Below are 22,409 nucleotides of genomic sequence, written 5' to 3'. Positions count from 1 at the left end.
GATGATTAGTCCATTATGAATTTCTTGAGTGTGGTGAGCGTGCGTAGCACTTCGGCTATGTTGGTCACGTGGCTGATGGCGCCTCGGCCTGAGAAGGGTGGGTTGGCGTCGTAGAGCTGTGAGAGGGAGCCGATGCATCCGTTTGACATTTCGTCTTCGAAGCCGATGAGCATTCGGTCGATGTAGCTGACTCCGCTCATGCCGAATACTTTGAGGTAGGCGTCGGAGTAGAAGCCCATGAGCCAGGGGCGTGCGGGGCCGTTGTGGAGTGCCATTTCGCGTTCTTCGGGCGATCCGAGGTAGCTTGGGCGGTAGCCGTAGCTTTTTGGGGAGAGGGTGCGGAGGCCTTTGGGGTGAGGAGTTCGCGGGTGACGATGTCGAGCACGCTTTTGCGCTGGCGGCGGTCAAGCGGGCTGTAGTCGAGGCCGATGGCTATTGCCATGTTGGGGCGCACGGAGGGGTCGGCGTAGGTGCCGTTGACGTAGTCGTAGAGGTAGCCGAAGTCGTTGAGGAATGTGGCGATGAATGGCTGAGCCATTTTTTCAGCGGCTTCGCGAAAGCGGGTTTCATCGGGGGTGCCTTCGGCGAGGCGTGAGGCGAAGATGAGGGCGTTGTACCAAAGGGCGTTGAATTCGGCGAGGAGGCCTGAGCGGGGGACTATGGGGTGTCCGCCGAGGGAGGCGTTCATCCATGACATGGGTTTTTCGGTGCCTTCGGTGTTTACCATTCCGTTGCTGTCGACTTTGAGGAGGGGGTGTCGCTGGGAGAGGATGAAGTTGAGGATGTCACGTACTTCGGGGAGGTATTTTGCGGAGGCGTCTTCGCGTCCGTAGGCTTTGGCATATTGCTGGAGTGACCAGATAGCCCAGAGTGGTATGTCGGGGAGGTCGATGCCGTTGATGCGGCTGTCGAGCTCGCCTGTGGCCATGAAGTGGCGGAGTGCCTTGAGCGATGTGGCTGCGATTTTTTCGAAGTCTTCGCGGTGGTTTATGGCTATCGTGGCTCCTGGGAGGGCCATGAAGGTGTTGCGGGCGAGTATTTTGCCCCAAGGGTAGCCTGAGAGGAGATACATGCTGTCGCCGTCATTGAGGTAGCATTGCTTGACTGCGTTTTTCAGGCAGTTGAAGAATGATGAGCGGCATGTGCGCTGTGCGATCTCTTTTTCATACATTCTGGCGAGTGAGCGGGGTGAGACTTCGCTTAGTCCGGCTGAGAAGATGATTGATTCGCCTTTTTTGATGGGGACTTCGAAGTAGCCGGGAACCCAGAGGTCTTCTGAGTAGGGTACTCCGCGTTCGAGGTCTTTGACGTATTCGAATCCGTTGTACCAGTTGGGTTCGTAGGTCCAGGTTGGTTTGTGGCTGAACTGCATGTAGAGTGTCGGGTAGCCTGGGTAGAGGCATGCCGAGACGCCGTTGTCGATCTGTGGTATTGTCTGGTCGAGGGCGTTGTTTGCGATGCAGAGTTCGTTGGCGTCGCGGAAGGCGAGCACCGGGCGGAAGCGGAGTGTGGTCGGAGAGTGTGCTTCAACGAGGGTGTAGCGGATGAGCAGGCGGTTTTCGTTGGAGATGAAGATCTTTTCTTTGGTGAGGATCACGCCTCCGACTCTGTAGGTGGTGCGGGGCACGTTTTCGCAGTCGAATTCGCGTATGTATTTGTGGCCGTTTGGGCTCATGACTCCTCCGCGGTAGCGGTGAAGCGCGAGGTTGAAGGGGACGCCGTGCTGGTAGACTGTTTCGTCGAGTGACGATAGCAGCACGTGCCAGGAGTTGCCCAGCTCGGGGACGGGGACAACGAGCAGGCCGTGTTGCTTGCGGGTGTTGCAATCCACTATCGTCGTACAGTGATAGGCTCCCGACTGATTAGTGCGGAGCATTTCCTTTGGAAGTGACTGCTCCAGATTAATCATGAGTTTTTTATCAAATTTAAGATAGCTCATGTAAGGGAATAGATATAGATTATGATGTTAGATTCCTGACGGATGATATTAGAACTTAGAACTGATGCGCTTCGCGCGGAGCTGAGGAGGGTTTACGGAAGGCATTGGATTTATTTAAGTCACGAATTTAACCTATTGTCTTGATAAAAGCAAATTTTGTGGTGAAAAAAGTTAAAATCGGGCTGAAGGGTGTTGGAGGGCTATGTTGTAGAACATCAACGGGCTTTCCGGTGGTATAAAAAAGAACTTCCGGACTGTTTGTCTTTGAAAAAGACTGTCAGCCCGGAAGCGGTATATTTTTTTTCAGTGTCCTGAAGGATTTTCCTCTGATTTTCTTATTTGAGGACGTCCTTCACAGCGTCATTGGGAACCATCTGTTCCTGGAAGGTGTAGGCACCGGTCTTCGCCGACTTAACGACCTTGATGACCTTGCTGTAAGTGCGGCCTTCGCCTTTTTGCAGAGATGCAACGGTTTTCTTTGCCATGAGTCAGTGAATTATTTGATTTCTTTGTGAACGGTAACTTTCTTGAGGATGGGGTTGTATTTCTTCAACTCCAGGCGTTCGGTGGTGTTCTTGCGGTTCTTGGTGGTGATGTAACGCGAAGTACCGGGCATGCCCGATGCCTTGTGTTCGGTACATTCGAGGATGACCTGAACGCGGTTGCCTTTAGCTTTCTTTGCCATCTTCTTATAAAATGTCTAAGTATTTGATTTCAGTTATATAACCCTTTGCGGCTGCTTCTTTGATGGCAGCGTCGAGGCCTTTCTTGTTGATGGTGCGGAGGCCTGCGGCTGAGATGGTGAGAGTGATCCAAGCTTGCTCCTCAACCCAGAAGAATTTCTTGTTGAAGAGATTTACATCGAACTTGCGCTTGGTGCGACGCTTTGAGTGCGACACATTGTTGCCCACCATTGCTTTCTTGCCTGTGATCTGACAAACTTTTGACATGGCTGTTGGTTTTTATCTCTTTGTTGTTTACTAATAATTTTTAGTCACGGCGTCTTGTGGCCGCCATCTCAATTCTCATATCAAGGCTAAGTGCATCATTCTTAACCTCTTTTCAAGGATGTGCCACAAAACTCGGCTGCAAAGTTAAGAATTTATTCCCGCTTTGCCAAGCGGAATTCAAACTTTTTAGGTGGCCATCACATATTTTAACTAATCTTTATAGTGCTGAGATGGCGCGCGGTTGTGGTTTCCGCGCGCCATCTCAGGATATGTGTGCGGTGGCTTCTGTGAAGCTGATTCCGCAGAGGAGGGTGGATTATTCTTCGTATTTCTTCACGATGACGGTGGCGTTGTGGCCGCCGAAGCCGAATGAGTTAGAGAGGGCCGCGCGGACGGGGCGGTTTTCGGCTTTGTTGAAGGTGAAGTTGAGGGTGTAGTCGATGTTTTCGTCGTTGTCTCCTTCCTCGTGGTTGATGGTCGGGGGCACGATGTCGTTCTTGACGGAGAGTACCGAGAACATGGCTTCGAGCGCGCCGGTGGCTCCGAGCAGGTGGCCGGTCATCGACTTGGTTGAGCTGATGTTGAGCTTGTGGGCCTGTTCGCCGAACACTTCTACAATGGCTTTGACTTCGGAGATGTCGCCTACTGGGGTCGATGTGCCGTGCACGTTGATGTAGTCGATGTCTTCGGGCTTCATGCCTGCGTCTTCGAGGGCGTTGCGCATCGAGAGGATGGCGCCGAGGCCTTCGGGGTGGGTTGCGGTGAGGTGATATGCGTCAGCGCTCATGCCTCCGCCGGCTACTTCGGCGTAGATCTTGGCGCCGCGGGCTTTGGCGTGTTCGAGTTCTTCGAGGATGAGCACTACCGAGCCTTCGCCCATGACGAAGCCGTCGCGCGAGGCGCTGAAGGGGCGTGATGCGTGTTCCGGGTCATCGTTGCGGGTAGAGAGGGCGTGCATTGAGTTGAAGCCGCCCACACCTGCGGGGTAGATGGCTGCTTCGGCGCCGCCGGTCACAAACACGTCGGCCTTGCCGAGGCGGATGAGGTTGAAGGCATCGATGATGGCGTTGTTTGACGATGCGCAGGCCGATACCACGCCGAAGTTGGGGCCGTGGTAGTTATACTCCATCGAGATGTGGCCCGAAGCGATGTCGGCGATCATCTTGGGGATGAAGAAGGGGTTGTATTTGGGGCCTTGCTGGGGGCCGTTGAGAGCGTAGTAACCGGCTTCTTCCTCGAATGTGTGGAGGCCGCCGATGCCGGCTGCCACGATTACGCCCACGCGGTTGCGGTCGAGGTTTGCGGCTTCCTCGATGCCTGAGTCGGCAACGGCCTGACGGGCTGCCACCATAGCATACTGGGCGTAGAGGTCGAGCTGACGCAGTTTCTTGCGGTCGAAGTGGTCATTGGGGTTGAAATCCTTGACCTCGCAGGCGAACTGGGTCTTGAACTGCGAAGCGTCAAAGTGGGTGATGGGAGCGGCTCCGCTCTTTCCGGCTACGGCGTTGAGCCAGGTGGTTTCAACATCGTTGCCTATAGGGGTGATGGCGCCGAGTCCGGTCACCACTACTCTTTTAAGTTCCATTGGCAAAATGAATTTCGTAAGGGGGTGTTATGTGGAGGAAAGTTTCTGAGGGGAGGGGGTTAATTGAGAAGAAGGCTCCACCGCGCTGGTTTTATTGGCGTGGGGAGCCTTTTTTTGGCTCGGTCAGAGCGCGGGCTGTGAGCTCGCAGACCGGTTTTTACTTCTGAGTGTTAGCCGCGATGTATTCGATAGCGTTCTGTACGGTGCTGATCTTTTCGGCCTGGTCATCGGGGATAGTGATGCCGAATTCTTTCTCGAATTCCATGATGAGTTCTACGGTGTCGAGGCTGTCTGCGCCAAGATCTTTAGTGAATTCAGCGGTTTCGGTTACTTCGTTTTCGTCAACACCGAGCTTATCAACGATGATAGCTTTAACTCGAGATGCAATTTCAGACATAGTTTTAATTTTGTGAGTTGATTAGTAATTTCTTGATTGGAATCGCAAAAATTTTTACATTTGCGGTGCAAAGGTAATTATTTTTTGTCAACTTCGCACACAACAAACGTATAAAGATGTTAATTAAGCTCCTTTTTGGTCGCTTTTTGGTGCCTTTCGCCGATTCATTGGCCTCTTTGGGCGATTAGGATTGTGGCCGGATGTTACAAACTTGTTACGTTCCTTGCGTGTTACCTCTGTGAATGCTCTCCCCCCTCTCTCTGCGGGCCGGTTTCTTCTGTCAGGGCCGGCAGATATGCCACATATATTATATATAATACACACTTTATTAGGATTATGGAAAGAAAATACTGTTTCCTCGCCTCGGCCGCTCTCGCGCTTGCCCTGACGGCCTGCGGAGGTTCCGGATCAGGCCGGAAGGCCGATGCCGGGCTCATCAACGAATTTCAGGTCAGCGAGATTCTGATGACGGCTGACAAGGACTATCGCATCTCGATGGACTACGGCGATGCATATCTTGAACTCTACACTTCGATCCACTGGCCCGAACGGCTGGGCTCAAATGATATAAGCGTCCTTCAGGACTCGCTGCTGTATTTTGCCTACGGTGACACCGCCGTCACTGACATCAGAGCCGCCATCAGAGCCTATCTCGACAACACTTCTATTGTAGAGGGTATAAAGTCTGTCACCGAGGTCGACTCGCTCCCGGCCGACACGATGACCTATTTCAACAATGTCACGGCCTCGGTTATGGAGGTCAACGAGGATATGGCCACCTATCAGGTGGTTTCGTCGACCTATCTTGGCGGCGCCCACCCCATGACCTCCGTGCGTCCCTTCACCTACTCCTTCGCGCAGGGTCAGGTGCTCGGTTTCGACAATATGTTTCTGCCCGGCGTGACGGCTGATTCCATAATGCCTGTGATACGCACGGCGCTTGCCCGGCAGCTTTCAGTTCCGGTCGACGCTCTTGACCGCGGGGGCATCTTTGTCTCGCAGCTGACCTATCCCGGCAAGCCCTACATTGCGTCAAACACTCTCTATTTCCACTACGACCCCTATGAGATCGGTCCCTACGCTCTTGGGCCTGTAGATGTGGCGGTCTACCCCGACGAGGTCGACCGTTTCCTCCGACCCGACGTTAAGAGCCTTTTCGACCAGGGCTTCTGACCGCATCTCGCGCATAGCCTCATACACGCTGCGCGTGCTGAGGCCGGATGGATGCGCTCAGAGGCCGGATGGACGTGCAGAGAATCCGGATGGTGATGTCCGCCAGGACATCGGTTTACTCGTAGCCCGTGACACCGGAGCGTAAAGCGCGCAGGTGTCATGGGTTTGCGATACATCTCGGCATGTGGTGTCCGGCCGAGGACACCGATTTACCGCTCCGGATGGCGTGCCTCCGCATTATCGCACTCTTTCTGGGGCGGAATTTTGTATCTTTGCGGAAGTTCTTTCCGATGTTTTAACAACCGCTTTTTGTGCCATTGCCCGGTTTTATGTCAATTAGTGCGTTTTGGAAGTGCTGTTTTATGTCAAATAGTGCGTTTTGGAGGTGTCGTTTTATGTCAATTAGTGCGTTTTGGGGGTGTTGTTTTATGTCAATTAGTGCGTTTTGCCTATTCTGAATCTTTGTGATCCGGACTGTTAATTCCCTGTCGGGATATTGACTTTTTTAAGAATTGTTTGTAATTTTGCATGCCGACTTAACGGTTGTTTTGAATACAACTTCTTAGCAGAGCCCGCGCGTGTGGGTCATGCGGGAGGGAGGCAGTCTTGCTCCGGCGCCATGCCGTGGGCAAGGACATACTGAAAAAAGCGTTTACTTGCGCTTCTGTTCTTGACCTCTTGAAATCTGGCAGTTTCAAAATCATAGTCAGGACTGATGCAATGGTAGATGCTCATGGATATGTAATCGGCATCCGATGGCTGAGGTGTGACCCTGTGAGGGGTCTTGCCTTTGGTCTATCGTATGCATGCATATTTGCGTGGGCTCTGCACATTGCTCGTCTTACTATGATGGGCACATGCCAGAGCCTCAAGAGGTGGGACGAGCAATTGTTCGGCACCCATGCTTTTTGTTTTCTCATAGTCCCGTCAGGGGTGTCGGCTGGACATATATCAGACCAATCACACACATCTTTATGCCGACCAATCTTTTTTCTGCAGTTGGATTTAAAGACTATCTGTGCAGGCGCATGTTGCCTCAGAGTGCCGACAGCACCATGTCGCGCATCCGCTCTCTCCGTCCGGCAGGCTTGAAAGAGCTACCGGCCGACACTGACCTGCTTCAGTGGCTCTGCGGACAGCTTGAAGAAAATCCGTCGCCGTCATACGCCCGTAGCCTCATAGACGGCATTATCGAGACTGTTTTATTATCATCGCCCGACAGCGAAAACCAACGCACACTCGCCGACCGCCTCACCGCTCTAAGGCGTTTCCGTGACTACGCCGATGCAGTGCTCATGGCAGATGATGAAGCTGACGATGAAGCCGATGCCGCTTCCGGCGATCTCCCCGAAGAGGCCGAGTTGCAGCAGCTGCCGGCATCCGCCCTGGTGCCCCAGGGCATAGCGCCGGTGCCTGCCGGAATCCACTGGATATCGGTGCGTGAAACGACTGTGGACCCCTTCATTGGAAAAGCTCCGCAGTCAGTGCGCGGCAAATTCCGCGGGCGTCTCGTCACCCAGTCGCGCAAGGGTGGCACCACCGTACCCTTCCCGCTGAAAGCGGTGCGGTCTATCTTCCACAATGCTGAAGACTTCGAACGAAATTCTCCCACCGGACTCTTGCTCTCGCATAAAGCTTGGTTGGATGCGTGGAAAGCCGAGATTGACGATGTCATTGAAACTATCACCGACCGCATACTCTTCTATGTGGCCGAGGATCGGAGAGATCCCCGCGGATTCACCCGTCTGCCCGACGGAATGTGGGCCTATACATTGGCTTCGATTGACGAGATCGGCATTGACAGTGCAGGCCACGTTTACATAAAGCTTTTCGGCTCGACCGATGAGAGTCCGTTGATCCATCAGGTCTATTCGTTCGATTTCTCATCAAAGGCCTGGAGTCCGATGACCGGTGTCTTTACGCTTAGGCAGATCGACCTTGACCATGATCCGGAGATGCAGGAGATACTGCGCCGTCTGGCCCCCGGACTGCAGGCCATGCAGGCACTGAAGGCTCTTGGAGTGACTCCCCGAACCACTGTAGCCCAGCTCCGCAATCTTTGGCCGCAGATCGAGCCCCTGCTGTCCGGCCTGCACTGCGAGACTCTGCGCATATTGTCGTTCTACAATATCGATGCCATGCTGCACATCCACAACAGCCGCAAGCAGATCAGCAAGTCATCGGCAGGAATAATTTAAACATAAAAAACAATCAAAAAACGTTATATGAAAAAGTTAATTTTGCTATTGCTGACAATAATTTCCGGTTTGTCGGCAAGAAGCGCAATTATTGTATATGATGGCATTAGATATTATATTAGGATATAATGATTGATTATCAGTATATTGCGATTTGTGGGGTGTACTAAATAGGTACTGAATGAGATAATAAGAGAAGATTATTAGAATTAATTTATGGATTTTTAAGGCATGTTAGTTATATTTAATTCGATTCTTTTTCGCAATATCACTCCAAATTTGAGGTTTTGAATAGCAAGGCAATGAGAAAAAATCGTTAATTTTGCAGTCGAATTGGCATCGGTCAGTTCACGACATTCTGGAAAATAAGAAGCGTTATGCTATCTTGTAAAATGAAAACGTAGGAAATTTTCAACCTGATACAAGAGATGGCATAGTGGTTCTCACGCATATAGCGTGGGCTGCTATTGTTACATCTGTATCAAAGGTTTCCTACGACCCTCATTTTAGACGTGGCATAGTTGGCTCACGTTTTCTTGTAATCTATAATGGCTCTTGAGTCAACGAGCTAATGAAAATTTAGCCTTAGTTTAATGTGGACGAACTCGACGCCTTAGATACATACAACGGGTACACCGAACATGATATGTGGGTGGATTTCGATAACTTCGAGAACACCGGCTCGCCCAATGTTTTATGAACCCGACCTTGAAATTTTTTTGTATAACCTTAATGACTGGGACTAATGTATATTTTTTTGTTCCCCTCATTTCTATTATAATTTTTCTGCCTTTATGCTCGGAGCATTAGTTTCATTCTTACTTATTTACGCGATCTATGTTTTTATAGATTGGCTACGTAATTCAAAAAAAACTTTTAAGCCTCATGTCGCTTCTCACAAGAGGATTGCTCGAACTATTTGGATATACTGCGTTTTTTTGATTGCGGTTGCTATTACAATGGTTAGTTTTACTGATTTCAACCGCCAAAGATTTTACCGACCAATGTATGGTCAGTATAAGGGTTGGTATTTCCCATATGGCCATTACTCTAATTTACGCATAGGTGATATTCGAGATAAGACTGAAGTTTATGATAGATGGAAAACAATTCATACGCCATTGCTATTGGGGCGCAATTGGGAGGAACTTCCAAATGAAGAACCGCACACTCCATACTCACGTATTTTAAGTTCCATTCATACTTATAATTCTGATAGCAATTCTGAATTGTATGGTAGGGGAATCATTCTTCGCGTTTATGATTTGGACTCTGAAATTATTGATTCACAGGAAAATGGAAAATCGATTTATCAGTATTATATTGACGCTTTAGTATCTGATTCATCTTTTTATAAACATTCTGAGAATTTTTCTCCTAATTTAGCAATTGAAACACCTGTCTATATGACGGTTTCTGTGGGTGACGATTATCCTCCTATATTTAAGAAGCATATAACTATCTTTGCTAATAATCGTGCATATGAACTAAACTTTTATGTTGATGAGAAAGTAGAACGGCCTGCAAAATCCAATACTTTTGACTTTTTAGATGCTGAATTTCTCAATATCGCAAAGGAATTAGACCTACATTCTTATAAAGAATGGCAGGAACAGGAATCTCAATATAATAGAAATCTAAAAATAAAATGTGCTATTTTCATCGCACTATATTTACTTTGTATAGTAGGGGCAATTTGTTTTGCGCTCCGTTATTATCGCAATATAGGCAATGTAAATATCAAAGCAGTAAAGATTACTAAGTTTTTTTCAATTGTCAATTTCATAACATTTACAATTCTTGGTATTAGTTTTATTGCAGCCTTTTGCTCTATAAATCACGAACATATTACGGAGATATATCAATACCGTTTTGCTGCTTTTATAAATGATGAATATGCTGCCACATCCGTTTTGTGCTATGGGGCATATTTCCTCTTATTGATAATACCTACTAACAGGTTTTATATCAAGAGTTATACGCAGCCTACTCCTAGGGAATCCAAACCTAAATCTAAGCACAGTTTATTATATTGGATAGTTCGTCCATTTGTTTTATTATCAAAACTCTTTTCAAAAAGCACGAAAGCAATTAAAGAAGAATATAATAAGCAAATATCCGACAATAATTGATTTTTGGAGTTGTGGCATCGCCACCGCGCTTTCGTGTATCGAGCCTATGATCTTGACCGTAAGGCTTTAATCCCTAACTCATACAGTGAGCTTCGGCACCACCTAATTGGTGGATCCGAAGCTCACTTATTATTCTATCACTTGGAATTTACAGTCATCGTCGGATTCCGCCGCGCTGTTTGGGTTCGGGTTGTCGGAAGCCCATCCTTTCAATGAGTTTGCGAGCCATGTCGCGGAACCACTGAAAGACACTGACGCCGTCAATCTTCAGGATGAAACAGTGTTTCTTATCAGGATCACGTTCAAGTTTCGCCTCTGAGTGTTCGGTGGAGAATCTTTGACTATGTTCGGGTGAGTACAACGATCCTTGGAAAGGAACAGATTGTTGAGCGATTATTCTTTGAGTAAAACTATCCGGAAATCCGATATGCTTGCAGTATCTTGCCCAAATAAGCAGGTCGGGTACATCTGGAAAGTATTTCTCAATGTCAGCCTTATATTCGGCATAGTCGGAATCATAAGCAACTGACATTTTGTACGCTTCAAGAGCCGATACTTCCTTTGAGAGCTTTTCTTTCGATGTTTCAAGACCTTTGTATTCTTCAATCATTCCAACGACAGTCTCTTTCAGTGTCGAATTATACTCAACAAGCAATTTCTTATCCTTGGCAAGTTGAGCGTTCTCGTCGGTCAGCTGCTTGTTTGCGGCCTTGGATTCGATGATTGTCTTTTCAATCCAGCGGTTGCCCATTTCGAGTTCAGCCTTACGTTTCTCCAAAGATTGGGTTTCGGTATCAAGCTGCTCTTTCTCGGTGGTAAGAGTCACCACATCCTGCTCCAGATCCTTTTTCTTGATTTGGCATTTACGGTAATATTCGTGCTGGTCAACGTGGCGGGCTTCGGAGCCACGGATGCCACGTTCCAGCCCGAATCGTTCCATTGCCTCGGCATAGGTGTCCTGAAAGTGCGTGAGGTTTTCACGGGTCATAATGCTGTCGGCACTCAATCTGGGAGCGTTGCCCGACTTGGTACGGTAACGCTTCCGGGCTTTCGCTTCGCTCGCCTTTTTCTTTCTCTCGGTGGTGACTATCGGCACGACCGTGACATGAAGGTGCGGTGTCTGCTCGTCCATGTGGAGGTGTGCGCCGACTACATTTTCTTCTCCGAATGTTTCCTTTGCCCAGCGGACACTTGACTCCGCCCAATCGTCGAGCCTACCTTCATCGGCTAAACGTCGCAGTGCATCGCCGTCGGATGACAGCAGGACGTTGAGGGCAAGCACCTGGTTCTTGCCAATCTTCCGTGTCAGTCCGGCATGGTCAAGTCGATGCTGGATTGCCTCGCCCAGACCGTCAACACCATCGGGATATTTGATGAAATCATCACGGTTGAGATGGCGCAGTTCGGGGTGGGCATTGTCGGGCTGGGTGCTTCGCTCGATGTGTCGGGCGATGGCGGTGCATGAACCGCTTGCCTTCATTATGTGGAGTACGGCGTAACTCATAGGCAAGCGTGTTTATTTTGTGGAACAATCGGAGTGTACGGCTTCTCATTAAGCCGTATCGGGGTTTTCAAAGGGGATGTCCCCTTTGGCTCAGTAGGGACATTTTCAGCGTATCGGAACGATATGCGGCTCGGAAAATTCCCTAATGAGCTAAGGAATTTCCGGATGGCGTAATTTCCGTGCCGCCACTGCACAGATGGTACTGCACTGCCATAGCAGTGGTACACCGATATAACCATTGCAATGACTGCAATGGATTTTGCAACGAAAAAAGAATGTTTCACGGGATTTCAGTTTTTGATTTTACCCTTGGCACAATTGACATTCTGGCACAGACGGGATGGGTAGGCATCTCCGTCAGAAATGCCAGAGTGCCAAAAATGCCAAGGGGTGAATGTTTATAACTTGGTGTAGTTTCCGTAAGTGTTACGGATGAAAAGCACGCCTTTCCTGTCCTTCAGGAACCGCTTGAAGCTGCGCTCCGGCATACCGCATTTTCCGGCTATCGCCACACCTTCGGCAGTGGTGAAACTGTCGGGCAACTCCGAGAGAACGGCAAGCTGCAACTCGGTCAGTGCGTCCTCGCTGATGATGCCCTGCACCTTCGATGCGGTCGAGCGGAAATACTCGGCAAGGCGTATCGACCTCTCCACCGTGTCCACATCAATCAGTTTCTTCTCACCGCCACACGCCCAGTCGGCGAGAGCGAGCAAAAGAGAAAATCTGATAGCGTAGATTTCGAGTTTGCTTGCGATGGAGGTCAGGGTGTCGCTTCCGTCGGCGTTGCAACGGTCGGTCTGCTCGTTCTGCCACTGATAGAGGCGGTCGAGCGCGTCCGGCGAGAAAGGAACATCATCGGGGATTATCTCTCCGCTACTGTCAACCGTCGGCACTATCCCGATAAGCCTTGACAGGATTTCACGCCATGCGGCCGCGATGTCGAATGACGGCAGTCGGCGGGTGCGGTCCCATTTCGGTTTTGTCTGGTCGGCGGGGAACACATAGAGTATGCGCTCCATGAAACCGTTGGCGTTGCGGTTGTTCGCCGCAAGATCGGTAAGCACCTTCGGCTGTATCGTCCCGATGACGCAAAGGAACGGGTTGCGGATAAACACACCGCTCTGACTGCTCTTGCGGTCGGACATGGCAACCTTGTGGTTGAACACCGACATCCAGAACTCCGATTCCGAGCCGCTGTTGTAGCGGTTGAAATTCTTGACCCAACCCGCAAGCTCGTCATACATCAGTATCAGTCCACGGGGGTTCTCCGAGAGAATACGGTGTACCGCCTCGTTGGTCACGTCCTGCATCATAAAGCGCACCCGACGGGGTTCGACCGGGTTGAGTTCGTAACCGTTGGCGACCCTTTCTTTCGGTGGCAGCTCCATCGCCGCATTGTAGCGTTTCAACTCCTCGGTAAACTGAGCCGCTTTCTCGGCATCATGGTCGATGAGAGGCTGCATTAGATAACTGAGCGGGTGGCTCTTGCACACACCGGGGCATCCGACAAGGGCAACGAAAAGAATGACATACTCTTTCCACCCTGACATAGCCTCGGCTGAATGGGTGTTGCCGATTACCGCAGCCATAGCCGTCAACATGGAGCCTGCGATGTAGTCCTTAGGAAATCCGAGGGTGGCATTTGCCTCGTTGATTATCCCCTGCAACTTTGCAGGCAGGACGTCAATGGGGAAACCGCTGATACTCTGCGCAGTCGGTTGCTCTGCAATCAAGCCGTCAGTCGGTACCGGCGGTACTGACTGATTGGTCAGTTGGTCAGGAGTGTGATTTGTCACCTGTTCATTTGTCTGACAAGTCACTTCCGTACACTTGATTGCAGGTGTGTCGGGATTGCTGTCGGCTTTCTTCTTTACGGTTGCCTTTTTCTCGCCGGCCTTAGGCTTGGGAGTAGCCTTTGCTGATGATGTCGTTTCATTTTTCATCGGCAGCCTCCTTTCTTCTTCGGCTTGTCATTGGAGCCAAGTACGCCTACGGCGTTGCCGTCAATGAGTTTGCTCTCAGCCCATGCAAGCAGTTCCTGTGCCTTGAAATGAAGTTTGTTTCCAAACTTCTTGTGTGGAATGGTGTTCGCGCTTGTCTCTTTGTAGAGCTGCCCTTTCTTGATGGGATAGCCGTTGGCGTTGAGAAAGTCAAGAGCTTCTTCGGCGTTAAGGCCTTCATTGTCTTTTTTCGTCGCTTTTGCGGGAATGGCGGCAAGTGCTGCCATCACTCCCGATTCGGTGAGGTAATCCTCGACCGCTCCTTTCATGACGAGTTTCAGAACCTCGATGAAAGGAAGATTCAGGAAATCAGTAATGTTTTGCATTTTTAGGAAAAGTGGATTAGTGGGTTGTGGATTGTTTTGTTTTTTCTCACGCATCAGTTTTCAGATGATAAGTGATATGCTGTATGCTCAACATACGGGTAGGCGGGTGTCGTCAGGTCATAGTTATTGCGTCACACCGGCCCGATGACTACACCCGGAGGATTAAAAGGCCGGCAGACACTGCAAAATAGTATTGGACTTGCGTCCATGAGATATGCGAGAAAGTGAACATCGCTGAATTGTTTACCTTTACTGCCCTTCCGGACGGACAATAAAAAAGCGGGGCCTTGCCGATGCGTCTGTGCTGACGTGCCTTTGGCGAGGTCTCGTAAAAAGTTTTAATCCATCAATGTCACCCCTTCGCAAGGAGGTGTGGCAGGGGTACGACAATCGTCACCGCCCCGTCAGGGTCAGTGCTTCGCAATGTCGCGAGGGGTTAGGGCTACTGCCACCTAACTTTTGATAACTTCCTAACAAAAGAAAAATGAAATTGTTCAGCCATGTCCGATATTGGTCTTACATTGGCTGACGTGTGTCTTTCATAATTCCTGCTTGATTCTTATTTCGGCGGCTAAGCTACAAAACAGTTACGAAATATCCAAATTTTTGGAGGCTCCGAGGGCGAATATGCGTTATGGAGCTGATTTTGACGGGTCAAATTCCTGCTTTTAACTGATTGATCTGAGCACAGACACGGTTTATATGATCTAACCCATATAAGAGCGAATTGCTGTCAATATCCATCCACGAAAACAATGTCTTTATCTTGGAATATATGTTTATCACATAGGAGGTATCTATTGTTGACGTGTTTGTGGCAAAGCATATGGTTTCGTGGTGAGCAATACGGTTTCGCAAGGAGTTGACCTTATCAAGCTCATTGAAAATGTAAGTCTGATTATACTGCATCTCCCTTGATGACCGGGGCTTATTGGGAAATATAGTGAGAAGATTACGCCCGGTCACTCTATACTGTATCGGCGAGAACATATACTTCCAGATGCCAAATTCCATTTCAGCCAATAGTTTGGGATGGCTATATGAATGGGATTGTATCAGTTTACGATGGGCAAAGGCGATAATATCACGCGTCTTCCTCAAAATCGGTTCAGTAAATACTCCGTCTGGCATAATTGAATCTCTGAGCCAATCCTCACCAAGATTATCAGTAAGTTTACTATCAATCGCATTACGCAGTGCAACCTCGAAGCAACTCACAATAGTAAACATTTCCTGTGAAATCTGTAGATTGTAGCGATAGAGCGTCATAGCCTTACGGGTGTCGCCACCGCAGGCTGTCAGATACCGCTCCATCCTTTTGGAGGACATTATTTTCTCAAAATCTGCGTATTTCATCAGAAAATCTTAATCTTTTTGGAGTAATGTTTTGTTTTTAAGATAAAAAGCACTACCTTTGCAGTGTTGAATCCCGGTAGCCCCTGTATATCAAGCTATCGGGTTTTGTTTTATCTAGGTTTCAATGGAGTGTCAGAAAATAGACTATCAACATATTCACCTACAGTCATGCGCTTTTCGGTAAATTGCCTATCTCCAAAAAATATTCTATACCGATCGATTTCCTCTGTTTTTGCTGTCGGGTGAAACACTACTTCTATTTTAGCATCTTTCCGGATAAATCGAGATAGTAACTGACGAATTTCAAAGTCTGCGGCTGGAAGAGAATACCCAATAAAAACAACTTTTGTGGCTTCAGATAACTCTATTCCTGCATTTTGCCATATAAGTCGGATTTGAATATTGCTTAAATCTTTAAGAAAGGTTGGTAAGATGAGGTTACCTCTAAGTCTAATAGAAGCTGCTTTGTTCCCAAGGTTATAATTAGACTTACAATATTTACAGTATGTAGTCTCAAACATTGTCTTTTCCCCGAACTTTACATACATTCTTTGGCATAGGGGGCAGTGTAGCCAATTCATAGAACCATGAAGTTTGAGATATTTTATGTTATATCCATTTCTACCCAACGCTAACAATCCGGGTTTGATAAATGGATCATTATCTAATGAACTGATGTAACAGCAGTAATCCACAACTGAAATTGGGCCATGTAGAGTATCCCCTTCACAGAGAATTTGAGATTCATGACTTGTTAAATCATACAGACTATTGTCTAACAAAATATCCCAATTTGTTGTGATTATTCCTATGCCATCCAATTCCGGATTTGCAATTCTTTGTTTTGCGATGGAATTGATATAATCAGCGAATTTTGTGATATAGGTTTTATTATGACCTCGAAAATCAACACCGTATTGAATGGAGCGAGCCATTAACAGATGTAGCTTTTCTCTTAGATCCATTAAACTTTTTGCAGAATATGAACCTAACGACAAACCTTGTGAAATACATCTGTCAATGGGCGTAAAAACGTCTTCTAACGCAATTTTAGAAAACATTTCGTCTGATAACAACAATTCTTTTCTAAGAAACTCCTTAAACTCATCAATGGATTTTACTACATCCTCATTATCTGAAAAATGTTCATAAAAATCCGAACTAAGGATATTTTGGATAATCTCATTTTGAATGGGACCTCCGGCATCCTTAGAGAAACCAGCACCAAGAAAAAATATGATTTTATTTGATTTCATATTAGTTGTTGAGTATGAGTTGATTTAAGGAGCAAAGATAATAAATTTCAATGATATTTACAACTTTGGGAAATTCTAATTCAGAATTAGAATAAAAGGACATCGGGTTTCCCTCCCGATGTCCAACCACTAATCCACGTCAAAAATGAAACAAAAACATTATGACGTTGAATCTTATTGCAAAGGTAGTCATTTTTGACCGCCTATACAACTCTATAACAAGCGAAAGAGCCAAAGTGTCAAGAATGCCACGGGGTATGAACTGTCAATCTTCAACATCCGAGGAGGATTCGCGGGAGAATATGTCATCACGCCGAAATGATATTCTTCCGAGACTGTTCATCGCATCCTTCTTCTGATTGTCAATTACATGAAGATACTTCTCTGTCATCTTTATGCTGGCGTGTCCGAGCAAAGATGATACAGTCTTGATGTTCGCTCCGGCACTCAGTACATTTACCGCAAAACTATGGCGGGCACAGTGCCAGGTTATGCGTTTGTTTATCCCGGCCTGCCTGACCCATTCCTTGAGATGCTTACGGCAAATGGAATTATGTGGCAGTGGAAAAATTTTCTCTGACATTATCTCCGGATCACGCGGGAATCCGATTATCTCCATAAGGTCATCGCTCAATGGCATGACAACCGCACTGTGTGCGCTTCGCCCTTCGCTCTTGACCTGATTGAAACGAAGTGTGCGGGAACTAAAATCCACATTTGAATAAGTCAGCCGGACTATATCGCAAAATCGGATTCCAGTGTACAGCGAGAAAACAAAGGCTCTCTGAATATCGGGGCGTTCCTGTTTGTATCGGGTAAGCAACAGTCGTTCGATTTCCTCCTTGGTGAGAATATCCTTTGTCAGCACATTAGTGTCACATCTGATGACGATACCCTTGCAAGGGTCCTTCTTCATCATTCCTTCCTCTATCGCCATTGCACAGGCTTTCTTGAAATAGAAGAAAGACTTTCGGGCACCCTCTCCGGCGCATATCCCTTTCAGCCATTCGGCAAATCCGACAGCAATCTCATTCGATACATTCTCAAAACGTATGAACGTGGCATACCGTTGGAATCGGGGTATCGAATTGAGATATTTGATAAAGCGGTTATGGATAAGCCGGAATGCAAGCTTGGCCGATTTGGTTATCGTTGCCTCCTCCGAATAAATCCTGCGGAAGAAATCGTGAAAATTCGGTTCCTTTTCCTTTTGCAAACGGTAACCCTCTCGATCTTCAAGAAACTCCTGCTCACGTTCAAACCTTATTTTCTCAGCGAGAGCCAAAGTATTCCGGTTCTGCAACCGTTCCTGCTGATTTCGGGGATTGAGCCAAAGGTAGAGATTAAGACTCTCCTTCTTGCGGTTGTGGGTAATCTTGTATTTAGGCTTTCCAGCCATTGCGCCCTCAGTGTATAAAACGGGGTTGCCGTCTTCGTCAAGCACCGGAGTTTCATGTCGTCCGAGATAGTATTCAAGATACAGACTCGCACGACCATCCTGAAGCGTCTTTTGAAGCAGCTTCGGGTTCTGTTTCGAGAGGTTTTTGAGTCTTGGCATATCTAAATGTTTTTTGTCGTGTCGGCAAAGGTATGTCAAACCTCTGAAACACAAAAGGTGTACTACACACTCCTTAACATTCAGGGGCGTACTAAAGTTGTACTGAATGCGAAAAACAATACAAAACAACGAAAAATACCAAAGATTCAAAAAATACTAAATCACTGACCAATAACATGATTACGTTCTATTCTTTTTCGCTGAAATTATACCATTAAAGCGACACCTTCCAATATTATGCTTCAAGTGAGCCGGCAGACGGACTTCCGGGAACTGCAGTAGTATATGAAAATCGTAGCGCAAATGGGGATGTGGTAATTCCTGATACTATTTATGGCTATGGGAAACCGTATATAGTAAATGATATGATAAACAGCGCTTTCGTAGGTAGTTATATTTCATCTATACGTTTGCCGAATACTCTTAAATCTATTAGTCGTGAAGCATTTTATGCAAGTCTCAGACTTTCCTCTGTTGAATTCGGGGAATCAGTTGAATATATAGGGCCGAGTGCGTTTGAGAGTTGCACGAGTCTGACTTCAATAGATATCCCGAACTCGGTTGTAAATGTAATGGATAGAGCTTTCTATGGTTGCTATGGCTTGACATCTTTAAAAATTGGCAAGTCAGTTGAATTAATCGGAGGCCAAGCATTTTCAGAATGCAGTAATTTGAAAGAATTCATTATTGATGAAGATAATCCGAACCTGATATGTGTGGATGACATTGTCTATTCAAAAGATATGTCAGTTGTATGGTTGTGTCTACCATGCAAAAATGGTGGGATAACTCTTCCGGAATCAGTCACAACCATTATGGACTATGCGTTTTCCGGATGTAGTGGCCTGACATCAATAACTATACCGAGCAGAATCACAAAAATTGGAGACTATATGTTCTCCGGATGTAGTGGCCTGACATCAATAACTATACCGAGTGGAGTCACAACAATTGGGGACCATGCGTTCTCCGGCTGCAGCGGCCTGACGTCAATAACAATTCCAAATTCAGTTCAAACAATTGGGAGTAGTGCGTTTTTGGGCTGCAGCGGCCTGACATCAATAACTATACCGAGTGGAGCCACAACAATTGGGAAATATGCGTTCTACGGCTGTAGTGGCCTGACGTCAATAGCTATACCGAGTTCAGTTACAACAATTGGGAGCTATGCGTTTTATAACTGCAGCGGCCTGACATCAATGACTATACCGAATACGGTCACAACAATTGAGAGTTATACGTTTAGAGGCTGTAGCAGCCTGAAAGAGCTGACTATTCAAGATGGAGAAACTCCTTTGGTATGGGTTGGTAATTATTCTAAAGAGCTCGATTTTAGTACCTCCCCATTAGAAAAGCTGCACTATGGTAGAAATCTGGAGACAGGGAATATGCCTTTTCCGTTTAAGGATAACAAGACGACTCTAAAATCACTTTCAATCGGAGATAGTATAAAATCAATTGCCGACAGTGTATTTTCAGGATGTAATAATCTTGTATCGTTAAATATCGGCAAATCGGTAGAAACAATCGGAATTAGTGCGTTCTCAGGTTGCAGTAGTCTGACTTCGCTTGTTATCCCTGATGCTGTCAGGACAATCGGAGAATCTGCGTTCTCAAGCTGTACAAAACTGGAATCGTTGAAAATCGGCGAATCGGTAGAAACAATTGAAAAATCTGCGTTCTCAGACTGTAGTAGTCTGACTTCGCTTGTCATCCCTGATTCTGTCAGGACAATCGGAGAATCGGCATTCTCAAGTTGTGGAGCATTGACCTCTGTCTGCCTTGGCAAGTCAGTGGAATCAATCGGGAATAATGCATTTTATTGTTATGGATATACCAATATGGGTTATCAATATCCGATAGACAGTAAGATTACAGAAATAAAGGTGCTGAATCCTGTGCCTCCGCTTATGGAATATTCGGTATGGAATTCAAATACATATTCCGATGCTGTGCTTGAAATTCCTGAAGGTACGATTATTGACTATATTTCAACCGACTGGAAGGAATTCAAATCCATAAATGCCGGTGGTGCCGATATCTCTAACACAAGCATTGATGACGGTATATTCAGATATAGACTTGTCAATGACGATCCGGAGAAACCGACAGCCATACTTGCCGGTGTTGTGTCAAAAAGCATAACCGGGGCCACTATCCCTGAGAGAGTGACAGATATGTCAGATCCTGACAATCCCCGCCGCTATTATGTCAAGGTGATTGGCCCGGAGGCATTCAGCGCTTGCTACGAACTGAAAGAGATGACTATAAATCCGCGTGCTTCGATTGAGATCATCTGCCGTGGTGCTTTCAAGGATTGCACGGCTTTGGAATCGTTTGAAATACCTGCGACTGTGCAACGCATTGACTCTGATGTATTCAGCGGTTGCAGCGCTCTGAAAGAAGTCATTGCCGGACCGGGCATTGGTCTGATTCCTTCCGGTTTGTTCAATGGCTGTTCTGTTCTTGAATCGTTTGAGATTCCTGAGTCCGTGCAGAGCATTGGAGCAAACGCGTTTTATGCCTCAGGTCTGCGCTCTGTGAGCATTCCTGAGTCCGTGCAGAGCATTGGGGCAAACGCGTTTTATGCCTCAGGTCTGCGCTCTGTGAGCATTCCTGCAGCGGTAATGACTATCGGCAACCAGGCGTTTGCCGGCTGCAAATCTATGACTGAATTCCGGATCGAAGATTCGACTGAGCCGATATCTTTCGGGACGGATATTTTTGGATCTTATCATTATCCCAACCAGGATACGAGAGCTAATGCAGAGTCAATGTATATAGGCCGTGACTGGGGTGGTGACAGTAAAATTGGAGTAGTCGGATTTAAGACCCTTGTCATAGGCAACCTTGTAAAGGCCATTCCTGATGATGCGTCTATTGCTTGTCGGAATGTTGAAAATCTGACATTAGGAAGCGGCCTGGAGTCGATTGGAGCCAATGCTTTTAGTGTCGGACTTTTGTCTGAAGTCGTGATTCCATCATCTGTGCGCTCTATCGGTGCGTATGCATTCAGTGGCAATAATTTAAAATCAGTGATTATCGGCTGCGGAGTGGAGACTATCGGCGAAAATGCTTTCGCTGGCAACGCGAATGTGGAATCTGTGGCGATTACCGCTCAGAAGCCCCGACAGCGCCCTACACTGCCTTCAGCGACTACAGCGCGAAGCTCTATCTGCAGGGCGGTCAGGATGTGATTGATGCCTATTATGATGCTTATACCTGCTGGGACCGTTTCACAGGCTATTCGATGACTGTGGCCCGGCGCATAGACGGCGAGGGAGAGACAAGCATCAGCGGAGAGCCCGGCGACCGCATCCAGCTGTCGGCCAAGGTGTGGCCCGCAGATGCCACCTTGCCTCAGATTTTCTGGCGCTCTACCAATCCGGCTGTCGCTACCGTTGACAACAACGGTCTTGTGACTGTCCGCAAAGGTGCTGACGAGGGTGGATGCCGCATCATCGCCTCTACGCTCTATGCCGACGGGCCTGAACTTGTCTACGGCGTCAACGGCTCTGATGAGTCGGGCATTGATGTTCCGGTGGCCGATGTGGTTGTAGACGGTCCTGTGGAAGTCTATTCGATCAACGGCATCAGACTCGGCGATTCGACTGAAGGCCTTGCCCCCGGCATCTACATTGTGCGCCGGGGCAGCAGTGTCACCAAAGTTCTTGTGAAGTGATCTGAAATCTGATCACACATACCATACAAACCGGGCCTTGAAAGCGGATTCAACGCGCTTTCAAGGCCCGGTTTCTGTTCTGTGGATGTCGTCATACGCAAAGCCGTCCGATTTACCGCTCCGGATGGACACGCGCCGTTGCGCAGCCGTCCGGGGCGGTAAATCGGTGTCCTCGACCGGACACCACGATAGTTTGAATGTCTTTCAATCCCCCGACACCTACGCGCAAAGCGCTGCGGTGTCGGGGGCTACGAGTAAACCGGTGTCCTGCCGGACACCCGCTAACCGCAGAGCCTTCCAAGGTCCGTCTTTTCGGACTGGTTAGGGCTTGGGGTTCTGTCCGGGTCACGCTT

The 22,409-nt window shown here is 47.8% G+C and carries 16 protein-coding genes and 1 pseudogene; 5 read left to right on the top strand and 12 right to left on the bottom strand.

Annotated features, from left to right (window positions below; translation table 11 throughout):
• Window positions 1-5: 5 nt before the first annotated feature.
• From E7745_RS00855 to E7745_RS00830, 6 genes and pseudogenes are all read right to left on the bottom strand, one after another.
• A pseudogene (locus E7745_RS00855) lies at window positions 6-1,939 on the bottom strand (glycogen debranching enzyme N-terminal domain-containing protein).
• Window positions 1,940-2,274: 335 nt separating this feature from the next.
• Window positions 2,275-2,424, bottom strand: coding sequence for a DUF4295 domain-containing protein (locus E7745_RS00850; protein WP_107033240.1), 150 nt, complete (start codon window positions 2,422-2,424; stop codon window positions 2,275-2,277).
• Window positions 2,425-2,435: 11 nt separating this feature from the next.
• Entirely contained in the window at window positions 2,436-2,624 is a 189-nt protein-coding gene (gene rpmG, locus E7745_RS00845; protein ID WP_107033239.1) for a 50S ribosomal protein L33, read from the bottom strand.
• A 4-nt stretch (window positions 2,625-2,628) separates the two neighbouring features.
• Window positions 2,629-2,889: a 50S ribosomal protein L28 gene (gene rpmB, locus E7745_RS00840; RefSeq protein WP_107033238.1), complete on the bottom strand. Its 261-nt coding sequence runs from the start codon at window positions 2,887-2,889 to the stop codon at window positions 2,629-2,631.
• A gap of 316 nt (window positions 2,890-3,205) precedes the next feature.
• Window positions 3,206-4,474 (bottom strand): beta-ketoacyl-ACP synthase II, encoded by a 1,269-nt coding sequence (gene fabF / locus E7745_RS00835; RefSeq protein WP_107033237.1) that lies wholly within the window; start codon window positions 4,472-4,474, stop codon window positions 3,206-3,208.
• A 157-nt stretch (window positions 4,475-4,631) separates the two neighbouring features.
• Window positions 4,632-4,871 (bottom strand): acyl carrier protein, encoded by a 240-nt coding sequence (locus E7745_RS00830; protein ID WP_107033236.1) that lies wholly within the window; start codon window positions 4,869-4,871, stop codon window positions 4,632-4,634.
• A gap of 336 nt (window positions 4,872-5,207) precedes the next feature.
• Between E7745_RS00830 and E7745_RS00825 the strand changes: the two genes are divergently transcribed.
• The 3 genes from E7745_RS00825 to E7745_RS00810 all read left to right on the top strand — a co-directional run bounded on the left by E7745_RS00825 (window position 5,208) and on the right by E7745_RS00810 (window position 10,374).
• Window positions 5,208-6,044 carry an RsiV family protein gene (locus E7745_RS00825; RefSeq protein WP_136408095.1) on the top strand — a complete coding sequence of 279 codons (837 nt, stop codon included), beginning with the start codon at window positions 5,208-5,210 and terminating at the stop codon, window positions 6,042-6,044.
• Window positions 6,045-7,018: 974 nt separating this feature from the next.
• Window positions 7,019-8,242, top strand: a complete 1,224-nt coding sequence (locus E7745_RS00820) for a hypothetical protein (RefSeq protein WP_124075697.1) — start codon at window positions 7,019-7,021, stop codon at window positions 8,240-8,242.
• 794 nt (window positions 8,243-9,036) lie between these two features.
• On the top strand, window positions 9,037-10,374 hold the full coding sequence (locus E7745_RS00810) for a hypothetical protein (RefSeq protein WP_124075696.1): 1,338 nt from the start codon (window positions 9,037-9,039) through the stop codon (window positions 10,372-10,374).
• Between the two features lie 154 nt (window positions 10,375-10,528).
• Here E7745_RS00810 and mobV read toward each other — a convergent pair whose 3' ends face one another.
• The 6 genes from mobV to E7745_RS00780 all read right to left on the bottom strand — a co-directional run bounded on the left by mobV (window position 10,529) and on the right by E7745_RS00780 (window position 18,374).
• A complete protein-coding gene (mobV, locus tag E7745_RS00805; RefSeq protein ID WP_124075695.1) occupies window positions 10,529-11,878 on the bottom strand; it encodes a MobV family relaxase in 1,350 nt (449 codons plus the stop codon).
• 398 nt (window positions 11,879-12,276) lie between these two features.
• Window positions 12,277-13,821: a YfjI family protein gene (locus E7745_RS00800; RefSeq protein WP_124075694.1), complete on the bottom strand. Its 1,545-nt coding sequence runs from the start codon at window positions 13,819-13,821 to the stop codon at window positions 12,277-12,279.
• The gene (locus E7745_RS00795) at window positions 13,818-14,204 is read right to left on the bottom strand and encodes a helix-turn-helix domain-containing protein (protein WP_124075693.1); all 387 of its coding nucleotides are present in this window, start codon (window positions 14,202-14,204) and stop codon (window positions 13,818-13,820) included. The genes E7745_RS00800 and E7745_RS00795 overlap by 4 nt, the downstream gene beginning before the upstream one ends.
• Window positions 14,205-14,858: 654 nt before the next feature.
• Complete coding sequence (locus E7745_RS00790; RefSeq protein ID WP_124075692.1) at window positions 14,859-15,560, bottom strand: Abi family protein; 702 nt, start codon at window positions 15,558-15,560, stop codon at window positions 14,859-14,861.
• A gap of 110 nt (window positions 15,561-15,670) precedes the next feature.
• Complete coding sequence (locus E7745_RS00785; protein ID WP_124075691.1) at window positions 15,671-16,816, bottom strand: hypothetical protein; 1,146 nt, start codon at window positions 16,814-16,816, stop codon at window positions 15,671-15,673.
• 265 nt (window positions 16,817-17,081) lie between these two features.
• Window positions 17,082-18,374, bottom strand: coding sequence for a site-specific integrase (locus tag E7745_RS00780; RefSeq protein ID WP_124075690.1), 1,293 nt, complete (start codon window positions 18,372-18,374; stop codon window positions 17,082-17,084).
• A 365-nt stretch (window positions 18,375-18,739) separates the two neighbouring features.
• Here E7745_RS00780 and E7745_RS00775 point away from each other — a divergent pair, with 365 nt between their 5' ends.
• Both E7745_RS00775 and E7745_RS00770 read left to right on the top strand, forming a co-directional pair.
• Complete coding sequence (locus tag E7745_RS00775; RefSeq protein ID WP_136408094.1) at window positions 18,740-21,571, top strand: leucine-rich repeat domain-containing protein; 2,832 nt, start codon at window positions 18,740-18,742, stop codon at window positions 21,569-21,571.
• Entirely contained in the window at window positions 21,568-22,056 is a 489-nt protein-coding gene (locus E7745_RS00770) for an Ig-like domain-containing protein (protein ID WP_136408093.1), read from the top strand. The genes E7745_RS00775 and E7745_RS00770 overlap by 4 nt, the downstream gene beginning before the upstream one ends.
• The last annotated feature ends 353 nt before the right edge of the window (window positions 22,057-22,409 follow it).

This window comes from Duncaniella sp. C9, from assembly GCF_004803935.1.
GTDB lineage: Bacteria > Bacteroidota > Bacteroidia > Bacteroidales > Muribaculaceae > Duncaniella > Duncaniella muris.
The sequence above is the reverse complement of the archived record's forward strand: the minus strand, read 5'-3'. Positions and strand labels throughout refer to the sequence as shown.

Excerpts from the sequence above, each read along its gene's own strand:
- E7745_RS00830 (WP_107033236.1), bottom strand. The coding sequence starts at position 4,871 with ATGTCTGAAATTGCATCTCGAGTTAAAGCTATCATCGTTGATAAGCTC.
- rpmG (WP_107033239.1), bottom strand. The coding sequence starts at position 2,624 with ATGGCAAAGAAAGCTAAAGGCAACCGCGTTCAGGTCATCCTCGAATGT.
- E7745_RS00810 (WP_124075696.1), top strand. The coding sequence starts at position 9,037 with ATGCTCGGAGCATTAGTTTCATTCTTACTTATTTACGCGATCTATGTT.
- E7745_RS00795 (WP_124075693.1), bottom strand. The coding sequence starts at position 14,204 with ATGCAAAACATTACTGATTTCCTGAATCTTCCTTTCATCGAGGTTCTG.
- rpmB (WP_107033238.1), bottom strand. The coding sequence starts at position 2,889 with ATGTCAAAAGTTTGTCAGATCACAGGCAAGAAAGCAATGGTGGGCAAC.
- fabF (WP_107033237.1), bottom strand. The coding sequence starts at position 4,474 with ATGGAACTTAAAAGAGTAGTGGTGACCGGACTCGGCGCCATCACCCCT.
- E7745_RS00780 (WP_124075690.1), bottom strand. The coding sequence starts at position 18,374 with ATGCCAAGACTCAAAAACCTCTCGAAACAGAACCCGAAGCTGCTTCAA.
- E7745_RS00775 (WP_136408094.1), top strand. The coding sequence starts at position 18,740 with ATGATAAACAGCGCTTTCGTAGGTAGTTATATTTCATCTATACGTTTG.
- E7745_RS00800 (WP_124075694.1), bottom strand. The coding sequence starts at position 13,821 with ATGAAAAATGAAACGACATCATCAGCAAAGGCTACTCCCAAGCCTAAG.
- E7745_RS00850 (WP_107033240.1), bottom strand. The coding sequence starts at position 2,424 with ATGGCAAAGAAAACCGTTGCATCTCTGCAAAAAGGCGAAGGCCGCACT.
- E7745_RS00785 (WP_124075691.1), bottom strand. The coding sequence starts at position 16,816 with ATGAAATCAAATAAAATCATATTTTTTCTTGGTGCTGGTTTCTCTAAG.
- E7745_RS00790 (WP_124075692.1), bottom strand. The coding sequence starts at position 15,560 with ATGAAATACGCAGATTTTGAGAAAATAATGTCCTCCAAAAGGATGGAG.
- E7745_RS00820 (WP_124075697.1), top strand. The coding sequence starts at position 7,019 with ATGCCGACCAATCTTTTTTCTGCAGTTGGATTTAAAGACTATCTGTGC.
- E7745_RS00825 (WP_136408095.1), top strand. The coding sequence starts at position 5,208 with ATGGAAAGAAAATACTGTTTCCTCGCCTCGGCCGCTCTCGCGCTTGCC.
- mobV (WP_124075695.1), bottom strand. The coding sequence starts at position 11,878 with ATGAGTTACGCCGTACTCCACATAATGAAGGCAAGCGGTTCATGCACC.